Raw genomic sequence first — 19,446 nt, forward strand, 5'->3', positions numbered from 1 at the left:
TAATTGCAGGAATTTACAATTATGACCTGTATTTATCATTACAACAGGCGAGTACTTGATATTTTCGCAGGAGGTCTATTGTAGTATTTGAAGAAAGAGTTGAGACGAGTAGCGGTGCAATCGCACAAGCAATGTCGCTGTGGGAAAATTTATTAGAACAGCAGGAAAAGCGCGATCGCCAAAATCAAGCAGAATGCGAAGCCGAAAAGGTTTGGCTGGCTGACAAACGTCGAGAACTCGAACAAGTACAAAATCAAATTCAAACAATCTTAAATCAAAGTGCTCGCTAATTCAATGAGTAATATCAATTCCGGTTGCATCGGAATTAATATAACCCGAAATCAGGACACGGCAGTGCCGTGTCCCTACAATAAATTACGGTAGGGAAACGGCACTGCCGTGTCCTCTATATCATTCCGGCGCAGCCGGATTTGATATAACTCAATCAATCAATCAATCAATTCGGCTTCTTCAAAAATCTGTCTAGTCGTCAACTCCAAACCAGGCAGCAACTCATCCACAATCGGTGTATTATCCGTATAAACTTGACTAGAACCATCGGTCAAAAAACTTCTAATTAAAATAGCCTCTGGATCGATCGCCCAAACTCGCGTCACGCCCGCCGCCAAATAATCTTTCGCCTTCTCTTCAAATTCCTTCATCGTTTGATCGGGAGAGATAATCTCAATCACCAGTTCAGGAATTGCGGGACAAGCTTCATTTCGCCGCCAACTTTTCGGCAGACGTTCATAAGAAATGTACGTTAAATCGGGAACAGGTACCCAATCTTTATCCTGACGTTTTAACAAAATTGCCCATTCTGGAAGCACTCGCCCGCGTCCTTTACACCATAAACGAATCAGGCGACACAAAGCTCCCTGTAAACTGGAATGAAAATATTTTGGAGACACTTTGGGGACTGCTTCACCATCTACAAACTCACAATATATATCTCCGTCGGGCAAAGCTAGAAATTCTGCTAAAGTGAGTTTGGTTCCGATGCCTACCATGACTCCCAGCCCTCTCACTAATTAACTCAAATATCAATTATACAAAATTTCCAAACTTTCCTAGAAGTACGATCGCCCCTGGGCCTCTATTCCAAAAACCGAATAACAAAATCCCCGACTTCTTAAAGAAATCGGGGATTTAACCGCGATCGCATTTTAGCTTACGCGTTTCGCCTGTTTCTATGCCAAAACAGGCACGGGTTGCGGCCAACGGTTCATGACTTTACCAATCACCGCCAATTCTTCCATCAACTTGTCGAACTGATCCGGTGTTAAAGATTGCGGCCCGTCAGACAAAGCTTTTTTGGGATTCGGGTGCACTTCTATCATCAGCGAATCTGTACCGGAGGCGATCGAAGCAAACGCCATTGACGGTACAAACTGCGCCCAACCGGTGCCGTGACTGGGGTCAACCATAATCGGTAAGTGAGTCAGGGTTCGCAACACAGGAACCGCCGACAAATCGAGCGTATTCCGCGTATACTGCCTGTCATACCCGCGAATTCCGCGCTCGCACAAAATCACGTTGGGATTGCCAGAAGCCATGATATACTCGGCAGCCATCAACCATTCTTCAATGGTTGCGGAAATGCCGCGCTTCAGCAAAACGGGTTTGTCTTGAGCTCCGACTTTCTTCAACAGTGAGAAATTCTGCATATTTCTCGCCCCGACTTGAACCACGTCGGCTACTTCGACGATCGCACTTAAGTCCGCCGCATCCATAACTTCGGTGATAATTCCCAAACCGCTGGCTTCCCGGGCCGCCGCCAGCAATCCCAAAGCACTCTCGCCGTGACCTTGGAAAGCGTAGGGGGAAGTTCTCGGTTTGTACGCGCCACCCCGCAGAAAATGAGCACCAGCAGCTTTGACGCGCATTGCCGTTTCGACAATCATTTCTTCGTTTTCGACCGAGCAAGGGCCTGCTACGATCGCGATCGGGTGATTTAGACCGATCGTCACAGTTCCCAAAGGAGTAGCAACTTCTACGGAACTCGGTTCTCCTTGGCGGTATTCCAGACAAGCGCGTTTGTAGGGTTTTTCCACGCGCAGCACTTCTTCAATCCAGGTGCTCATTTCGCGCAGTTGCATTGGTTCGAGCTCGGCGGTGTCGCCTACCAAACCCATAACAACTTTGTAACGGCCGACTATTTTTTCTGGTGTCAAACCCCAGGTAGTGCGGAGGTCTTCGTCTAGTCGATCGATTTCGGCTTCTGGAGTGCCGGCTTTCATTACAATAATCATATTTTTTTCTTTTGTGTGTTGCGCTAAACTACGGATTATGACATGGATTCAGTGAGAAAAATCCCGTTTTTACCTAAGTCTCGATCCCCCTAAATCCCCCTTAAGAAGGGGGACTTTGAGCAAGTTCTTGTCCCCCCCTTCTTAAGGGGGGTTAGGGGGGATCTGGGCTTAATCGTCAAACAGCCGTCTCTGACTGGGTTTTACCTTAAGTTGACACCAATGACTAATGACTGCTGACTAATGACTAATGACTAACTTTTAGATTTTGCGTCACGCCACGCTTCTCGCATCCGTCCAAAATTAGTATTGAATTCTTCCCACCCCAGACTGCTTCCTGAAACTTCTTCATCCCAGGAAGCTGAAAGAACTCCGTAACTCAATCCCAGAACTCCTAAACCAAAACAGCCCATACTTACTAATAATACTGCTGTGTTGGGTAGGTCAAACAAGCCCTGGCTGACAATTAAATAACTCACAAAAAAGGTGGAAATTCCCAGGAGTGTCGGTACTCCGCAAAATAAGGCTATGCGCGATATCATGCGTCGGCTGACAACTTCTGGGATGGATTGTGACTGTTTGCCCCCGGTTTTTTGGGCTGGGGGCTGCTTGTCTTCTTTGACTGGGTTTTCTAGGGGTTCTGCGGGCTTTTTGGGCGTTTTTTTGCGATTTGCGATCGGTTCAAACGGTAAGCGCTGGCGGGGTGGTTCGGAGGACATATTCTATCTCTAACCTGAAATCTCGAACTTGTATTCAATCAGTCTTGGTTTGCGTCCAAGGTTCTTGAATATTGTCGCAAATTTTCGCTTTGGTGTTTAGCCGCGAATGCCTAGACGGGCAATCAATGCTTTGTAGCGTTCGACGCTTCCTTTTTGGATGTAAGCCAGCAGGCGCTTGCGGCGGCTGATCATCATCATCAAACCGCGGCGAGATGCGAAGTCTTTTTGGTTGATTTTCAGGTGGGCGCTGAGTTTGGTGATGCGATCGGTCAGCATGGCGACTTGGACATCTGCTGAACCGGTGTCGGTTTCATGGGTTTGGTAGTCGCCCATGATTTCTAGTTTGCGCTGTTGTGTAAGTGGCATGAATTGATTTTATGTTTTTTTGTACGATGTCACAATCTCCAATGATATCACAGGGAATGGACAAGGGTGCAGTGTGCGAGATGAATTTTTTGGTGCAAGAGTTCCTAGAGCGAGATACAAACGGAGGAGACGGCAGTGCCTTAGTCCCTACAATCGATCGGGGTAGGGAAACGGCACTGCCGTCTCCTCCATATCATGTCGGCGCAGCCGGAATTGATATGAATCCCCTTGCTGGGAAAAGTAAATTGCAACTGGAGCTGTTGAAGATTGGACAACCGACAACTTCCAGTTTCAATCCCCTTGCGGGGACAAATAAATTGCGACTCTAAGTGCGCTAAATCCTCTAACTCAGGCAGATGTGAGTTTCAATCCCCTTGCGGGGAAAAGTGAATTGGGACACATTGGCAACAATTCTGTACCGAGATTACATCTGGCCAGTTTCAATCCCCTTGCGGGGAAAAGTGAATTGCGATTTTAAGAAACAAACACCAGTGTATTGACAGAATCAATAGGTTTCAATCCCCTTACGGGGAAAATTGAATTGCGACAGAACTAAAGATGGTGTACAAAAAGAACATAAAGAAGTGTTTCAATCCCCTTGCGGGGAAAAGTGAATTGTGAGTATACTTGAAGGATTTGTTATTAATGATTTAATGATGTTTCAATCCCCTTGCGGGGAAAAGTGAATTGCGACTTCTAACAGAAGATCCTACTGGTCAAACTTACGTCATAGTGTTTCAATCCCCTTGCGGGGAAAAGTGAATTGCGACTTTGTTATGCGTCCAGCCAGGTATTGTTGCAACTTGCGTTTCAATCCCCTTGCGGGGAAAAGTGAATTGCGACTAGGAACTACTTCCTACGCAGCTAATCAAGTAATGGGGTTTCAATCCCCTTGCGGGGAAAAGTGAATTGCGACTTCGGGTATAACTTCCTCCTCCTGATGATGGGGTGTGGGGTGTTTCAATCCCCTTGCGGGGAAAAGTGAATTGCGACCCCTCGTTGTGAAAGGCTTGCCTAGTAAAGGCTCCAGAAGCGGTTTCCGATCGCCTCTGATGCTGAACTCACTTAGAGCCGAAAATCACCTCTCAAAAATCCCTGAAACCCTTACGGGACAATAGAACGGCCGCCTATACGAGAGAATCTGTGTTTCAGCCATTTAGCGAGGCGATCGCACATCTAAATGATTGAAGCGCTAAAACACTGCTCTAATCTATTTAATTTTCTAGGTACTGGTGCTGTTTATTTAGATAGTAATTAACACGACAAGTTTGTATTGGCTTGTGTGATTTACAATCACAATTTAGCAATGGCGTAATATTAACCTAGATTTCCCTGGCTGTCAATTGTCAAAAAAAATACTTTAGACAACGATCGAAGTTGGCGCTTGAGTCACCGACGGGCCAGAACCCCAAGTTTCTACCTGCCCGATCGCCCGCGTTGACAAGGCATAAAAACGGATGTTATCTTCATCCAAATTGACCCGTCCCCGCAGGCGAGTGCGAAACTCCTCAAACTGACGCTGAGACAGGGCACACTCAAAAACCATAGTATTAAGCAGAAAACTATCGGCTCAAATAGGCGATCGCCTCGCGTATCCAATCATCGGCATTACCTTTGGCGGACAAACTGCTGTCTTGACTGAGGGTTTGCAGCGCTTGCAAGACTTCAGCCCCAGTGTATCCCATCGCGAGCAGGATCATCTCGACTTCTTCTTGAATAGCTGGGGAGACTCCGGCGGCGACTGGCGTTGTCAAACCTGCCTGCTGCCGCCATTCCGAGAGTTTGCTTTTGAGTTCGAGGGCGAGACGTTCTGCGGTTTTTGTACCCACGCCCGGGGTTTTGGCGAGGATGCGGGTGTTACCGCCGACGATCGCCTGGACTAAATCTTGCAATCCTAAAGTATCGAGAAGTGCGATCGCCAGTTGAGCTCCAACACCGCTAACACTCGTCAACTGCCGAAACAAATCGCGTTCTGCCGCGCTGCCAAAACCGTACAATACGATTTGGTCTTCCTTAACTTGCTGGTGGGTAAAAATTTGGGCGACTTCGCCGGATGCTGGCAATTGACCGGTCACGCGGGGCAAAATTTGGACTTCATAGCCAATTTGATTGACTTCGAGAGTCAGGATGACGCGGTTGCTGCCTTTGGCGATATCGGCCACTGTGCCTTTGAGATAGCTAATCATAAAATTAATAATAATACACCGCTATTGGCTTTCATCAAAGTCGGTGATGATGCTGCGGATTTCGTTGATACTGATGTCTGTGCGATCGGATTTTGAGTATATGGTTAACAAAAGTACGATCGACGGCGATTCAACTCGATAAATCAGGCGATATCCTGCGCTTTTCCCTTTTTGGATGTTGCTGTTTTTCACCCGGACTTTTAAGATGATATAATTTTCGCCCATTCCGGGAATGCGATCGCCAATAAAATTGCCAGCCTGTATTTGTTCAATTACGGGCTGAGTATCTAGCCGGATTTGGCGATTTTTTTTGGATAATTCACGCAAGTTTCGCTTATACTCAGGCGTTAAATCGATCTGAACGAGTTCGGATTCATTCGACATCGATGCCCTCCCACATTTGAGAAAGAGGTATTCGCTGTCCGGTTTTAGCTTCCTGCAACGCTCTTTTGAGACTGGCTTTTATTTCTGCAACTGGAGTATCATCTTGATCTTCTTCAGTTTCATCTGTAGGTTCCGAAAGAAGGAGAATGATTCGCAGGAGATTCGGAATATCGAGTGTTAAAGATCGATCGAGCAATAATTGATTTTTTTCGGCCTCGATTCTCTCCCACAGTTCAGAGATTGGTCGGGTTTGTCCGGCTTTGGCTTGCTGCAACGCTCTTCTGAGACTGGCTTTTACTTCTTCAACTGGAGTATCGTCGGGGTCGTCTTCACCTTCATCTGTAGGTTCCTGAAAGAGGACGATAATTCGCACGCGGCCGGGAGTTTCTGCGGTTAAAGGTCGATCGAGCAATAATTGACCTTTTTCGTCGATCGTTCCTGTGACTTCAAAGGCTTTCATGTGTTTTACCTTGATTTTTTTAAATTAATACTATTATATAACCCTGCACCAGAGAGTTTGTTTTTTTAATTCAAAATAAGATGATGTTTAACCAAAGACAAATCCGTCTTACCAAAATTCACAACCAAAGCCACATTGAAATTTTCCAATGATTTGACAAACCACATAATTTCGTCAGAAGCTTTGCCTTCATAGTGATTAAACAAAATAGAAAATCGCTTTTCCAACTCTGGTTTAACTTTGCCCGAAAGTAGAACGAGTTTGAGCAGTAAACCCATTGTCCGGCTGGCGCCGAGGTTGTACACCAAGTCGTAAAAAACGTAGTGGCTGAGATGTTGGGAATTTTCCACTACTAAGAAGTTGAACAACTGGTGGCAAGTCCGAACTAACAATAGATTATTGAATTTCACCGAGTCATTTTCTCGCAATGTATTTTTGATTTGCTTGTACAAACGGTCATTAAATTGACGCCCGCCGTATTCTGGTTCGACCGACGATATTATATATTCATATAAATCCACTTTAAACGAGCCGTAAGATGGAGTTTGTCTGGCATCTCTCAGGAAAAATTGAGCCGCTTCTTTGTAGCTGCGATCGCCCGTTACTTTTCCGGCAAATTCCCTGACAGCTAAGTGCAGTTCCGCATCGTTCAAAAGTGTGGGATTAGCCGCCCGCTGCACAATGCCTATTTCTGTATTTCTCGGCTCAACCAAATAATTTAAATATTGAGACAAATGTGTTTCAAATTGTCGCTGTCTTTGAAATGCCAGTTTTTTGATGGTTTGTTGGTCTTCCTCAATGCTGTCCTTGCTCAGCAGAGAATGCCCGTACAAATAAGGATACCGAGAAATCAATTCGCCCAAAGGAGAATGAGTATCTTGTTTCTGCGGTTCCGGCTCTCCATCTACGGCTTTTACTAAGCGCTCTAGGGTCTGGAATTCTTCACTTTTAGTAAAGAATGCTATTTGTTCTTGCAAGCACTTGACTATGTAAAATTCTCTCCCAAACCGGGGAGAAGTCTGCTTAAATAAAGCTACCAAATTGGCGATCGCCAATTTGTTTTGCGAGTGCAATTGCCAGCGGTTGATCGGGATGTAGCAGCAGCGGTGGAGGATGTATTTAAACTCGTGATCCGATCGCTTGACGGAGACTATACTGTACAAAGTTGCTTCAATCTCTCGATCGGGATAGCCCATGCCGTCGATAAATAGCTTTCGGAACCGCTCGATCACCTGTGCGGGGGATTCTGTTTCCACGCAGGAGAGGATGTGATCGTACAATCTCTGTTCGTTGCTGCCAATTGGAACCGTCTCTGAGGGCGGGGTGAGAATACTGCTGTCTGCATCTGTGTCTAAGCTGCTGTCTGCAACTTGTGCGACAACCAATGTCGGTGTTTCCCCAAAAGTTCGATCGGGATTCAAGAACCAATAGTGTTCTTGGCTTAATTTTTTGTTGGCCGCCCAATCCAAAGCTGACTGCAAACTTTCCCCGGTCAATAACTGCGATTCATCTTCGCGGTCGGAAGCCAGCCAGGCTGCTAGCGCAAAACGGTACGGAGCCAATTTTCCCAGTTCTTTTTCCACCCAAAACCGATTAAAAACTGACTGATAAATTAGGTTGGAAACTATTAATTTACCCTGATATTTAACAATCAGTCCTGACATTTGCAATTCGATTTTTTCGGGAGAGTAATCGGCAGGTACTCCTTGCGATTCCCCCGGTTTTTTAGGGTCTGGCGGTTGCCAAATTTGCTGGTAGATCGTTAACAGCTTGGTGAGGTCACAGCGGCTGTGGAAAATGCGGTCGTGAATTGCTGTTAAATGTTGGGGTTCGTCCCGTTCTTCCCAATTTTTAAGAATTCTGTCTTTGAGCAGTTTTTTAACCTGCGGCGCTTCGCAATTTCTGCCAATAAAAGGCCCGTATTCAAGTACCAAGTGGCAAAGCTTTTGAGTCAGAAACGGTTGGCCGCCCGTCCAAGCTAATATTTCTTGGAGCACTTTTTGAGGGCGAAAAGCTTTGAGTGCCAAGCCTTTTGCTAGCGGCAAACTTTCGTCGAGTTGAAATCGACTTAGATTAATTGGCCGTCCAATATTAAAAGGGTTGCAGCTTGGATCTAGCATCAATTCTGACGGGGCCGCTACTCCGAGAACAGCAAAAGTCAGGCGATCGTATTCCGGTTGCTCTGCCCGTTTGGAGTAACAAGCCCGGATCGAAGCAAAAAAATCGCTGGTACTGAAATTTAGGCGGCTGGTGCTGTCAATGTCATCTATGAAAATTACTAGATTTTGCCGAATTGACTTGAGCAAAACTTTTTCGATAAATATCTCTAATCGCTGCACCGGCGACAGCAGTTCGCGATCGTTCCACCACTTGATGGCATCAAACCTGTTTGTGAGGTGCAAGCTGCTTGCCATGCGGTACATGATTGCGGCATACCACTTTTGGGGGGAGATATCTGGGCTGCTGATGCTTCTCAAGTTGATGGCGGCAAAAACTGTACCTTCTGCTTGCAACCTTTTGGCCGTTTGCACTAGCAGACTGGACTTTCCCATTTGCGGCGAACTCAACACGTAACAGAAGTCTCCGGCTTTTAGTCCTTCGTAGAGTTCGCTGTCAGCCGATCGCCTGACATAGGTGGGCGCACCGGCAGGCAAATATCCTCCGACTTGATATTGGTACGTTGAGTTGACTTCTGCTGTCATCTGGGAATTCATCAAGATGTTACGCCCCTATGCTGTGCGATCGAAAGGTTACAAATTGCAATTATTGCCAGCTTATACCATTTTAGATTTTAGATTAAAGCATTGAAGACTTGGGAATGACTTATTCAATAAGGGTTTGGAGTTTGCCTACAGTTGCATTTGCATTGTTTTTTTTGAACTTGCCTTACTATGGTTGAAAATTTTTGTTCGTCTTTCTCTATTGTCTACTAACTCACCTTTCTCCTTCTCAATCTTTACCGTATCTTTGCAACCGTTCGCCCGAAATGCTGGGAGGAGGGCGATCGTACCCCAGATCCCTTGTTCTTCACACTCGTTTAGATAAGTATGTTAATTTTCACTCAACCGGATTGAAAACGCCAAAATGCCATTTAATTCACATTTTTTTACAATAATACTTTAAAATTCACCCGGTGGTATGATGTTGCCAGGGAAACTCATAACCACAGCGCCGTCAACGTTCTGCCTTCAGATCCGCCTGCCGAATGCCGGAGGAAAAGGCTGAGCAATGGCTGCCAATAAAAAACCCCAGCGTTTTGCTGAGGACTGCTTGAGTGGGAGATATCGTTAATCTGCGTTTTTTTAGTTGACTTAGATTGCATGAAATTCCATGCTGCTGACACTCCCCGGACTTCCGCAAGCGCGGGGATTCTTAAGGACAAACTTTTTCGGGATGAATCCACAAAAAGTTTAATTCTTAAAGGCGTTGTCAGTGCCCGGCCAACCACTCGCTCAACTATAAAAGTTAAGTCTGTGGCTAGTTGTAGAAGATGCGCCCTGATGGCTTAACTACCCGATGGATTAGCACCCTGATGGCATAACTCCCTGATGGATCGACGCCCTGATGGCTTTCGCTCCACTACCCAAAAGATTCGGGTTGGTGGATGATCGTGGACATTAGTAACACGTCACTTCCGGCGTTTCCGATCGCAAGCGGGTGTGCCTGTCTGAATTGATTATGGCAGGCAGATTTATCAGAAGACAAGTGGGCTATTGCATCAACCCATTTCTGACAGATCGGGTTAGCCAAAAAGTGTCAATCTACGCAAATCAGGGTCATCGAACATGAAAAACAGCATCTTAGTATTAGGGGTAATTACCTCGGCGGGCATCGGCTTTTTCCAGGCAGGCAGCGCCAGCGCAACTGCTGTCGTCCCACAACCTTCATCAACCAGGAGTTTGACGGCTTGGGAGAGTCGTCCTGACTTCAACTACACTGGAACGAATGAGGATGGGGAGCAAGAAGAAGTAAAGACCGGTAAAGGCAGGAAATAATTGGCGCTCTCAGTGGTTCGCTCTCAGCGTTTGTGGTTGTGGTTGTGTTTGTTGTCCTAACCGCCTCCGAGGGAGGCGGTTAAAACTCGAGCCTAATATCAGTCCACCTAATCCCATGAGTTGGAGTCAGTTTCAAAGAACAGTGAATGGGAAAATAAACAGGTGAGGCGAGTCTGTCGGTGGAGTTTCCCCGCCTCTGGACTTTCTTAGCTTCTGATGTTCGGGATTCGGATCTGGCACAATCGTATTTCATCTCGTAAAAACCCAATGGAAAATACTCTCGAAACTACCCGCAGACAGCGGGTATTGACAAGAACCCAGGAACGGCGTCAGGCGACACCCAAAGAAAAACAGTTAATTCACCTGCTGGCCAATATGGCTTGCAGTTTGGTTAACTACGACTACAAACACGCAACGGGGAAGGAAACCCTCGCGCCATCGGAACGCTTGCGTTTAGCGGAATGGCACTACCTGCGAGTTCAGCAAATTCGCCGGATCGAACGCTCTTTAGAACCCGTAGCGACCCTCAAGCGCGTCTACTACAAGAGCATCCTCAGTCCGAGGGATCTGAAGTCTTTGAAACTTCTGTGGCTTGAGGAGGACAAAAATCGGGTCAAGCGGGTCGATCCTGACTTGGACGACATCCTCAGCGAAGCTTTGGATCGGGGAGATACTTTGAAACAGCTATTTCACACGATCGAAGCCAAAGAACGCACTTTTGCGGCAACTCCTCGCCCCGGCGCAGTGCCGCTTTGGGTGAAAGAGTGGGAGGATTCGGAATATGATATCAACTATTTTCCGCCTTCGTTCCCTGCATGGGCTGCGATCGTGGACGATTAGGCTCAAGAAAAACTCTTTTAAGTGGCATCGATCGTAAAACTCAGAGGGTAAGCTTAGTTGCTATTGCTGCCATTGGCTCTCGACAGTGCGGGCGGCGGGGTTAGCTGGCAGCGAGCTCCGCGCGCGGGCATCTGAAAACAGAGAAGTGAATCGGAGTCAGTACCATTGTACAATGGGGAAAAACCAGGGCTTCAGCTAATCGCTGATAGCTGATAGCTGATAGCTGATTGTTTGTCATGACTGACTCGATTTCTACTTCTCCATTAGACTCGGCGGCCGATACAGCCGAATTCCGCTCTCAGTTACGATCGGGTTCGGAAAAAACTCAACTGCAACTGCTACAACAACACATAGCAGATTCCGCTTGGGATGTATTGATGGAATTTTTATTAGAGCGCAAGTCAGAATCGCCAACTGCGGTAACGGGCAAGGCTTACCAAATTCTTTACAACGCTAATTCAGAAAGAGCGACGGCATTTTTGCAAGCGAATTTTCCCACTGGGGTTGTGCCGCTGCGATCGGACTCTAACATTGATTACACTCCGCTGCAACAATTATTGGCGTTACAGGAATTTCAAGAAGCCGATCGCTTGACTTTAGACAAGCTTTGTGAATTGGCGGGTGAAACAGCTTCCGTGAGAAAGTGGCTGTATTTTACGCAAGTTGAGAGTTTGCCGGTGGCGGATTTGCAAACAATTAATACGCTGTGGAAAGTTCATTCCGAAGGCAAATTTGGCTTTTCGGTGCAGCGGGAAATTTGGCTGAGTTCGGGCAAGAATTGGGATAAGTTGTGGCCGCTAATTGGCTGGAAGAAGGGAAATAATTGGACGCGGTATCCCCAAGAGTTTATTTGGGATTTGAGCGCGCCTAGGGGTCATTTGCCGCTGTCGAATCAGTTGCGGGGAGTGCAGCCGTTTTCGGCTTTGATGGCTCATCGTGCTTGGTTGAAATGAAGGGTTTGCGATTTTTTGGGGCTGTTAGATACCCGACTTCTTTAAGAAGTCGGGTATCTGGGTACTAGGAAAATTGGAAAATTTTGTATAATAGACATATCAATTAATTAGCGAGAGGGCTGGGAGTCATGGTAGGCATCGGAACCCAACTCACTTTAGCAGAATTTCTAGCTTTGCCCGACGGAGATGTATATTATGAGTTTGTAGAGGGTCAAGCAGTTCCTAAAGTGTCTCCAAAAATTTTTCATTCCAGTTTACAGGGAGCTTTAAATTTCCTATTGCGTCTATGGAGTCGGGGAAAAGGTAGAGTCTTTCCAGAATTAGCGGTTCTATTAAAGCGTCAGGATCGAAACTGGGCTCCTGTACCAGATTTACTGTATATTTCTTATGAACGTTTACCGCGGAGTTATCGGCGGAATCAAGCTTGTCCCGCAATTCCTGAACTGGTGATTGAGATTATCTCTCCAGATCAAACGATGAAGGAATTTGAAGAGAAGGCGAAAGATTATTTGGCTGCGGGTGTGACGCGAGTTTGGGTAATCGATCCAGAAGCTATTTTAATAAGAAGCTTTTTCCCCGATGGTTCGAGTCAAGTTTATACGGATAATACATTGATTGTGGATGAGTTGCTGCCTGGTTTGGAGTTGACGACTCGACTGATTTTTGAAGAAGCGGAATTGATTGATTGAGTGCGATCGCTTGGGTGCATCTCAGTTTTGCAAATCTATGAAAAAAGGGTTAAAATGAAAAAGCTAGTAACAGCATAAAAAAAGGATGAAAGAAAGAAAAGGACACCCGACGAATAACAACAGCTAAAAGCCCACTTAAAAGCGGCAGCAGAAATTATTTCTAAAAATATAGAGCCAACTGAACTGAAAAATTTTGAAAGTAGAGAAAAATTTCTACGTCAGGAAAGCTTAAAAGAAGTAGGGCCAGAACTAGCTAGTTTTTTTTTCAAGAGTCTCAGGCCTTGAGACAGTCAGAAGCCGAAAACTAAAAACCATAGTCTGCTAGATCAAAATTACAGATAATCAAGCGGAATATTTCGGGTTGAAAGCGTCTTGTCAACTCAACCCAATGATGGAAAAGAATGCTCTTTTAATCAAAAATAATGAATCTTATCAAATAGCGGAACAAGATTTAGAATTTTTAACAGGAATAAATTTTTCTCAGAGCATCGTTATCAAGATTAGTAAAGCGACAATAATTTGAATTGCTTACATCTAAACAAGGAGTCCGATAAATTACATTGGATGGGGGAAAGTCAGGCTACGCAAGGAGAATAAAGGCGAACCGTGTTATTGGAAAGACTATAAAGCCCTGTGTTTAGATGAGGTTCATTATGGAGCATTTTTTCAAGACAATCAAGGTCTAATTGAGTGGAGTTAGGACTAAGGCCAACTGTCACACGACCATCGACTTGTAGGGTGTCCCGGACGAAGTTCTAGAACGACTATCGAGGATTTCGGGATAGTAGAGCACCTTACTATCTATGCCAGTTGCGTAAGTCCTGTGTGTGTATCTGTGTCTGAATCCGTGTCGTGCCGCCCTTCACTTGACAGTTGCCGATCGAACTTGCTACATTAATCATAATCGTAATGAGTACGCTTTACTCGAGCAGTTATTGTTTTTAAGTCTTATGGTGAAGATTGTCGGCATTGGTGGAAGTTTGCGGGCTGGCTCCAACAGCCAGATGGCATTGAAGGTAGCGGCAGAGCGGGCGCAGGCCCTGGGCGCGGAAGTTGAAATATTGGATTTGCGATCGCTCGATCTGCCCTTCTGCGACGGCGAGAATGATTATCAGAAGTACCCGGATGTGGAAAAGCTGCGGAATGCGGTTAAGGAAGCCGACGGCTTGATTTTGGCAACGCCGGAGTACCACGGCAGCGTCAGCGGTGCTCTCAAGAATGCCCTGGATTTGATGAGTTTTGAGCATTTGGACGGAAAAGTTGCGGGTTCGATCAGCGTTTTGGGAGGGCAAGTTAACAGCAACGCGCTTAACGATTTGCGGGTGATTTTGAGATGGGTGCACGCTTGGGTAATTCCCGAACAAATTGCGATCGGACAAGCTTGGAAAGCTTTTAGTCCCGACGGTAAATTGTTGGATGAAAAACTGTCTGAAAGGTTCGACGAATTTGCTCGGAGTTTAGTGGAAAATACGCGGAAATTGCGAGGAATTTCGTAATTGTATCTCATGACAAATACACTCCTGGACGCAACTGGCATAGTCTTTGGGTGCGTCAGTTCCAATAATTTCTCGATTAGAAGAGGTTTTCTATATCTGACGCACCCTACAAGCTGTAATGTTAACTGTTAACAGTCAACAGTCAACAGTCAACTGAGTTAAAATGGCATATCGATCATGTCTCCGAAAGGATGGGGTACGTCACTCGGCATTCTTCCGGGTTTTGACTCATATTTGTCAATCCACTTTTTGGCCAATTCCAAAGCTTCCTCCTCAGTCTTGGCATTTTGGACGGCGACGTGGCGGTTGCCGCGGCTATCCCAAACCTCGACGTAGAATACTTTCTGGGATTGAATAATCCAACCTTTATAAGTGTCTGCTGGTTCCATAGTTAGAATCCTAAAATAATCTGGCGGGGAGTTCGACTGGCTAACTAATTGTAAAGATTGCCCTGCATAAAATGAATTTTACCTTCAACCGCGATTCTGCTGGCGCTGTATTCGGTACTCGGAATTAGCTGCGGAAGTATGTCAAGGGGGTTTGAAACTGTTTGTATAATGTTTTTGGGAAAAAGTTAGTTTTACGGTTAACCTCATGACCAGACTCTTGAAGCAATTATTTAAGTGGAGAAAATATCTCCAACCTTTAGCGGCGGCGATCGCGATCGCCCTAATCGCATCCCAGATGGCGGTATTGCCGGCATTGGCGACTGGCGTGTACGAAATGCCGGTGTTGTCGGCGGGCGATCGAACTTGGGTGTTCGACAAAGGCGATGTTCTCAGCCGCAGCAGCGAAAGCAATATCAGCAGCGAACTCGACAACTTGGAAAAGCAAACAGGTAAAGAAGTCAGGTTTGTCACCATCCACCGCTTAGACTACGGCGAAACGAGTGCCACTTTCACCGAGCAACTGTTTGAACAGTGGTTTCCCGCAAAAGAAGACCAGACTAACCAAATTTTACTCGTTCTCGACACAGTTACCAACAGTGCGGCAATTCGCACCGGAGAAGGGGTTAAATCCCTGCTAAGCGATGAAATTGCCCAGAGTGTGGCTGGGGAAACCGTGCAAGTGCCGCTGCGGGAAGGCAATAAATACAACGAGGCATTTGCCGCAGCCAGTTCGCGCATTGCAACTGTTTTGTCGGGCGAACCCGATCCGGGTGCGCCTCAAGTTGTTGACAACATTCAAGTTGAAGGCACATTTAAAAAAGCTGAAGAAACAGACCAAGGCAATGCCACAGTTGTTGTGGTTGTGCTGTTGGTATTGGCGACAGTGATTCCGATGGTGACTTATTTCTGGTATCAAGGTTTTTCGTGATCGGCTGCCGTTTTGTCAAGCAATTATCGCAGGTTTGCACTAATCTTGAACGTATTCTCGATCGATCAACAATGCAATTTCTGCCCGTACAAATTCCCGTCCCAGATAAGCCGCGTGATCTAACATTGTCACGGGAGTGGGGCGGGTTTCTTCTAGGATTTTTACGCAAAGTTCTTTGGCGGTTCTGCCACTAAAAAGTGTGGCCTGAGTGCGTTCTACTTTGCCGCGGGCGGGGATTGGTTTACCGGTTTCTGGATCGATGGCGAGGCCGCGATCGTCGATGATGTTGGTGAAGTGTTTGGCACAAATCAAGCTGGTTGTGCGATCGAGATAGATGATGAAGTAGCCGCCCGGATCGAGGTCGATGTGGCGCTTGGATAGCTTGTCATCAATTGCGGTGAGGTTTTCCAATGTTTGGCTCATGGTTGGTGAAAGGAAGTAGATAATGGCTGTATTTTGTTCTGCTATTTCTAGTTTAGTCGGCTGCGGGACAAGTTTGGGAGATTGGTTGGTTGGATGCGGGGGAGATTTTGGGCGATCGACATTCTACGCGATATCTGTAGGGACACGGCAATGCCGTGTCCGGCGCGGGGTTTTTGTTTAAATTGGTATAATGAACCGCAGAGAGCGCAGAGAACACAGAGTGAAATAAGAGAGAGAAACCAAATCTGTTATCATTGGGTTGAGTAACATTTTGCATAAAATTATAGATGAAATTTATAGATTTGTTTTCAGGAATAGGAGGTTTCAGACAAGGTTTTGAAAAAATCGGGTTTGAATGCGTTTTTTCCTGCGAAATCAACAGCAAATGTCGGGAAGTGTATGCGGAAAACTTCGGCGAGGTTCCGTTTGCAGACATCAGTAACATCAATCCCGCCGATTTAGCAGACTTTGATGTTTTAGTCGCGGGTTTTCCGTGCCAACCTTTTAGCATCTGCGGCAAAAAGCTGGGTTTTGAAGATACTAGAGGCACGCTATTTTTCGAGATTTGTAAAATTATCAAAATCAAGCAGCCTAAAGTTATCGTTCTCGAAAATGTCAAGCACTTAATCCATCACGACAAGGGAAATACCTTAAAAGTAATTATTGCCAGTCTTGAAGATTTGGGATACAGCGTGAATTACAAAATGCTGAATGCTAAAGACTTTGGAATTCCCCAACACCGCGAAAGAATATTTATTATTGCAACTAAAGGTAAAGAATTTAATTTTTCTCGACTTAAAAGCAAGTTTCCTCCGCAACTCAGGGATTTTCTAGATGAGACAGGAGATTTTGAAATATTGGACAAATCCGAGTATACTTTAATTGAGTCTCCCAGAAAGCAAGATTCGGGACTGGTATTTATAGGTTACAGAAATAAAGGTACTTGGAAAACTGGCGTGAGGCCGAATACAGAACATTTATCGAGAGTTCACAGACAGCCTAATCGCATTTATTCGGTAGATGGAGTGCATCCGACAATTCCTTCGCAAGAAACATCGGGCAGGTTTTTTATCTACATTCCTGAGCAAGATATGGTGAGAAAGTTGACGCTGAAGGAATGTTACCGTCTTATGGGTTTTCCTGAAGATTTTAAGAGTTATCCGAGTGCGGGGGAAAGTTACAAGCAAATTGGGAATTCGGTTTGTGTACCGGTGGTAGAGGCGATCGCCAAAGAAATACTGGGCGGTTGAAACCGCCCATTATTATCAGGGGTTTTTAGCCCGGATTCGATCGGACGAATAGCTAAGCTATGTTTGCGAAGGTTGCCATATGATGCTCGATCGCTGTGCTAACAAATCGGCCAATCTTTCAGCTCTGTTTCGATCATCTTTCACCTGAGGTAAACCGACAATCAGAGCGTGGGATGCTGAATCAGGTACTGCATCTAAACCTAATTCACGAATTTGTCCTACTTGCAGACTAGCAACTCCGAAACAATTGTTGAACTTTGCTGCACATTGTTCGGGGGAACAAACACTGGCAATTGTCACCGATAAACCCGGTTCATTCGCTCGCAGTAAATAAGCGGAAGATACAACTAAATTTGCTTCGTCAATCCATTGACGACGGAGTAAAGCTCTATAGACAATAGCACTGTCAGGTAAAGAATTGAAGTGATTTTTCGTACTCATAAGTCGTTAGTTATAACATACAGCAGATTCCAATTGAGTGAAGTACATTCGTAAGGATTCAGGTCACTGAACTCCTTGCTGGGCAAAGACTTTATATCTGGAGCTTGATGCTAAATAAATCTCTATTCTCAATAAATGACAAAAAATGACAGTTTTTCGTCCTTTATTGACAATAACCACGAAAGACAAAAACCCTTGTTTTGCCCTAAAACCCTTGCCAGACAAGCGTTGGAGCCGCAAGTTTTTAGACCTGAATCCTTACGTACATTCACCCCACCCGCCCTATCGGGCACCCTCCCCGAAGTTCTGGGACGGTTGGGGAGGGGTGTACTCCATTTAGATGCAAAGCGCTGTATTTAGGAACAAGCTCTCACTTCACTCTGCTTTAGAAACGAGCCAAAAAAAAGGAGCTCCTGGCTGGGGCTCCTGGCAAAGGGTTGCTTCATTTGTATTAATCGGAAAGTCGATTCTTAGTGGTGAGGCTTAAAAAAAGCCTGCCAAAACGACTATCAGAATTTTAGAGATGGATGAGTGCGGATTTGATACAGCATAACATTAATATCTCTGAATTGGCAAGAGTTACTAAATTCTTAGGGATTTAATCTTTAAGTTTCTGCTAGATTGCCTTATAGCTCTTAAACAAAGAAGACTTACGGAAGCTGTAGCGGTTCTGGGGTTTGGCTAGGATCGAGTGTATGCTGACCCAACTTTAACAGTTGGAGCTTTAGTAATATGTCACAAATTCAGAAGACGCAAACTTCAGCGTCGCAAATTTTTACATTTCTCGATGAAAAAATAATTGTTTCGCGCACCCTATTGCGTGAGATTTTGCAGTTGCTGTCGCTGACTACCCCTTTGTTTAGCTCGCCTAAGCCCCCTGAGCGCCAATGGTCAGCGATAAAATGAATGAAGCTTTTTCACACTTATAAGAGTGTTTTACAAGAAATATAGGAGCTACCTGGTATTTTACTTGCCACTGTAATGAATCATTAGATATTTATGACTACATCTGATTCCCTCCGAGAATATTTCTCGGTCATACCTTATTAAACCACTCTAGCCAATGGGCTAAGGTTGCTGCTGAAGTAATATCTTCCGAGCCATACTCCTCACACTTTTGATGATAAATGTAAGCTTTCTCATCAGCATTATGCGGGCAGAATAAGCGTACTCTCCGATCGGCATTTACATTTTGCCAAGCAAGTCTGATACTACCTAGATCGTCTGTACCAGTGGATGCTTTAGGAAAATTATCACCCAAAATATCATAGGTTTCTACAATCAATTTCATCGCTGTTCTCAAAGCATACTCACTCGGTCTCAAAATCCCGTACTCATCCTCTTGTTCTAAATCTAAAAGTTCGAGCAGACGTTCGACAGTGATGCGGAAATTCGATAAACCGCTGTTGCTACTGCTATCGGTAGTTTGTTCCTTTGCTAGAGTCATAAGATTAAATTCATTAAGTCGCTCGCTCTTTTTATGCTAACACATTTAGAACTTACGCATCGAGGACGAGAAACCGGGTTTGAGGGAAGAAAATACGCACATTCCAGCCAAAAGAAACCGGGTTTTTTGGAAAAACCCGGTTTCTTTGGTCGGAGTGCGTAAGTCCTATGAACTTTTGAAGCTTGTAGTTGCGCTTGAGTCCCGGCCGGCGCCCAAGCGCAACTGCAAACA

23 protein-coding genes and 1 pseudogene are annotated in these 19,446 nt (G+C 45.4%); 11 read left to right on the forward strand and 13 right to left on the reverse strand.

The features are described from left to right. Positions 1 to 131: 131 nt before the first annotated feature. A complete protein-coding gene (locus QUA02_RS28330; RefSeq protein WP_333032828.1) occupies positions 132 to 290 on the forward strand; it encodes a hypothetical protein in 159 nt (52 codons plus the stop codon). A gap of 159 nt (positions 291 to 449) precedes the next feature. On the opposite strand, the gene QUA02_RS28335 is transcribed toward QUA02_RS28330, so the two are convergent. The 4 genes from QUA02_RS28335 to rpsO form a co-directional block, all read right to left on the reverse strand. Then, complete coding sequence (locus QUA02_RS28335; protein ID WP_333032830.1) at positions 450 to 1,010, reverse strand: Uma2 family endonuclease; 561 nt, start codon at positions 1,008 to 1,010, stop codon at positions 450 to 452. Positions 1,011 to 1,190: 180 nt separating this feature from the next. Then, on the reverse strand, positions 1,191 to 2,252 hold the full coding sequence (gene aroF, locus QUA02_RS28340) for a 3-deoxy-7-phosphoheptulonate synthase (RefSeq protein ID WP_333032831.1): 1,062 nt from the start codon (positions 2,250 to 2,252) through the stop codon (positions 1,191 to 1,193). Positions 2,253 to 2,503: 251 nt separating this feature from the next. Continuing rightward, positions 2,504 to 2,968, reverse strand: a complete 465-nt coding sequence (locus QUA02_RS28345; RefSeq protein WP_333032832.1) for a PAM68 family protein — start codon at positions 2,966 to 2,968, stop codon at positions 2,504 to 2,506. Positions 2,969 to 3,064: 96 nt separating this feature from the next. Next, entirely contained in the window at positions 3,065 to 3,334 is a 270-nt protein-coding gene (gene rpsO, locus QUA02_RS28350) for a 30S ribosomal protein S15 (RefSeq protein WP_332991188.1), read from the reverse strand. A 26-nt stretch (positions 3,335 to 3,360) separates the two neighbouring features. Between rpsO and QUA02_RS33740 the strand changes: the two genes are divergently transcribed. Beyond that, entirely contained in the window at positions 3,361 to 3,663 is a 303-nt protein-coding gene (locus QUA02_RS33740) for a hypothetical protein (protein WP_445305216.1), read from the forward strand. Positions 3,664 to 4,694: 1,031 nt separating this feature from the next. On the opposite strand, the gene QUA02_RS28355 is transcribed toward QUA02_RS33740, so the two are convergent. The 5 genes from QUA02_RS28355 to QUA02_RS28375 form a co-directional block, all read right to left on the reverse strand. After that, entirely contained in the window at positions 4,695 to 4,880 is a 186-nt protein-coding gene (locus QUA02_RS28355) for a CRISPR-associated endonuclease Cas2 (protein ID WP_172186985.1), read from the reverse strand. Between the two features lie 16 nt (positions 4,881 to 4,896). Then, on the reverse strand, positions 4,897 to 5,520 hold the full coding sequence (gene ruvA, locus QUA02_RS28360; protein ID WP_333032835.1) for a Holliday junction branch migration protein RuvA: 624 nt from the start codon (positions 5,518 to 5,520) through the stop codon (positions 4,897 to 4,899). 21 nt (positions 5,521 to 5,541) lie between these two features. Then, positions 5,542 to 5,904, reverse strand: coding sequence for a type II toxin-antitoxin system RelE/ParE family toxin (locus tag QUA02_RS28365; RefSeq protein ID WP_333032838.1), 363 nt, complete (start codon positions 5,902 to 5,904; stop codon positions 5,542 to 5,544). Beyond that, a complete protein-coding gene (locus QUA02_RS33745; protein ID WP_445305217.1) occupies positions 5,894 to 6,364 on the reverse strand; it encodes a type II toxin-antitoxin system RelN family antitoxin in 471 nt (156 codons plus the stop codon). The genes QUA02_RS28365 and QUA02_RS33745 overlap by 11 nt, the downstream gene beginning before the upstream one ends. A 65-nt stretch (positions 6,365 to 6,429) precedes the next feature. After that, the gene (locus QUA02_RS28375; RefSeq protein ID WP_333032842.1) at positions 6,430 to 9,066 is read right to left on the reverse strand and encodes a Sll1247 family protein; all 2,637 of its coding nucleotides are present in this window, start codon (positions 9,064 to 9,066) and stop codon (positions 6,430 to 6,432) included. Between the two features lie 1,083 nt (positions 9,067 to 10,149). Here QUA02_RS28375 and QUA02_RS28380 point away from each other — a divergent pair. From QUA02_RS28380 to QUA02_RS28405, 6 genes and pseudogenes are all read left to right on the forward strand, one after another. After that, positions 10,150 to 10,359 (forward strand): hypothetical protein, encoded by a 210-nt coding sequence (locus tag QUA02_RS28380; RefSeq protein ID WP_333032844.1) that lies wholly within the window; start codon positions 10,150 to 10,152, stop codon positions 10,357 to 10,359. A 267-nt stretch (positions 10,360 to 10,626) separates the two neighbouring features. Further along, positions 10,627 to 11,199, forward strand: a complete 573-nt coding sequence (locus tag QUA02_RS28385) for a hypothetical protein (protein ID WP_333032848.1) — start codon at positions 10,627 to 10,629, stop codon at positions 11,197 to 11,199. A gap of 236 nt (positions 11,200 to 11,435) precedes the next feature. Next, positions 11,436 to 12,152, forward strand: a complete 717-nt coding sequence (locus QUA02_RS28390; RefSeq protein WP_333032851.1) for a GUN4 N-terminal ARM-like repeat domain-containing protein — start codon at positions 11,436 to 11,438, stop codon at positions 12,150 to 12,152. A gap of 128 nt (positions 12,153 to 12,280) precedes the next feature. Then, a complete protein-coding gene (locus QUA02_RS28395; protein WP_333032852.1) occupies positions 12,281 to 12,841 on the forward strand; it encodes a Uma2 family endonuclease in 561 nt (186 codons plus the stop codon). Positions 12,842 to 12,994: 153 nt separating this feature from the next. Beyond that, a pseudogene (locus tag QUA02_RS28400) lies at positions 12,995 to 13,538 on the forward strand (ISKra4 family transposase); the annotation flags it as partial. 253 nt (positions 13,539 to 13,791) lie between these two features. Further along, positions 13,792 to 14,337, forward strand: a complete 546-nt coding sequence (locus tag QUA02_RS28405; protein WP_333032854.1) for an NADPH-dependent FMN reductase — start codon at positions 13,792 to 13,794, stop codon at positions 14,335 to 14,337. 158 nt (positions 14,338 to 14,495) lie between these two features. Here the strand turns inward: QUA02_RS28405 and QUA02_RS28410 are convergent, their stop codons facing one another. Next, on the reverse strand, positions 14,496 to 14,726 hold the full coding sequence (locus tag QUA02_RS28410) for a hypothetical protein (RefSeq protein WP_333032858.1): 231 nt from the start codon (positions 14,724 to 14,726) through the stop codon (positions 14,496 to 14,498). A gap of 205 nt (positions 14,727 to 14,931) precedes the next feature. Here QUA02_RS28410 and psb32 point away from each other — a divergent pair, with 205 nt between their 5' ends. Next, positions 14,932 to 15,654: a photosystem II repair protein Psb32 gene (psb32, locus tag QUA02_RS28415; RefSeq protein WP_333032860.1), complete on the forward strand. Its 723-nt coding sequence runs from the start codon at positions 14,932 to 14,934 to the stop codon at positions 15,652 to 15,654. Between the two features lie 39 nt (positions 15,655 to 15,693). Here the strand turns inward: psb32 and QUA02_RS28420 are convergent, their stop codons facing one another. After that, positions 15,694 to 16,077, reverse strand: coding sequence for a DUF4346 domain-containing protein (locus tag QUA02_RS28420; protein ID WP_333032862.1), 384 nt, complete (start codon positions 16,075 to 16,077; stop codon positions 15,694 to 15,696). Between the two features lie 22 nt (positions 16,078 to 16,099). Between QUA02_RS28420 and QUA02_RS28425 the strand changes: the two genes are divergently transcribed. Both QUA02_RS28425 and dcm read left to right on the forward strand, forming a co-directional pair. Further along, a complete protein-coding gene (locus tag QUA02_RS28425) occupies positions 16,100 to 16,258 on the forward strand; it encodes a hypothetical protein (RefSeq protein ID WP_333032864.1) in 159 nt (52 codons plus the stop codon). Between the two features lie 106 nt (positions 16,259 to 16,364). Beyond that, positions 16,365 to 17,327, forward strand: coding sequence for a DNA (cytosine-5-)-methyltransferase (gene dcm / locus QUA02_RS28430; protein ID WP_333032865.1), 963 nt, complete (start codon positions 16,365 to 16,367; stop codon positions 17,325 to 17,327). Between the two features lie 57 nt (positions 17,328 to 17,384). Here the strand turns inward: dcm and QUA02_RS28435 are convergent, their stop codons facing one another. Both QUA02_RS28435 and QUA02_RS28440 read right to left on the reverse strand, forming a co-directional pair. Continuing rightward, positions 17,385 to 17,768 carry a hypothetical protein gene (locus tag QUA02_RS28435; RefSeq protein ID WP_333032866.1) on the reverse strand — a complete coding sequence of 128 codons (384 nt, stop codon included), beginning with the start codon at positions 17,766 to 17,768 and terminating at the stop codon, positions 17,385 to 17,387. Positions 17,769 to 18,804: 1,036 nt separating this feature from the next. Further along, on the reverse strand, positions 18,805 to 19,215 hold the full coding sequence (locus QUA02_RS28440) for a hypothetical protein (RefSeq protein WP_333032867.1): 411 nt from the start codon (positions 19,213 to 19,215) through the stop codon (positions 18,805 to 18,807). Positions 19,216 to 19,446: the final 231 nt, after the last annotated feature.

Origin of the sequence: Microcoleus pseudofavosus SVA1_A4 (assembly GCF_036700565.1) — a bacterium.
GTDB lineage: Bacteria > Cyanobacteriota > Cyanobacteriia > Cyanobacteriales > Microcoleaceae > Microcoleus.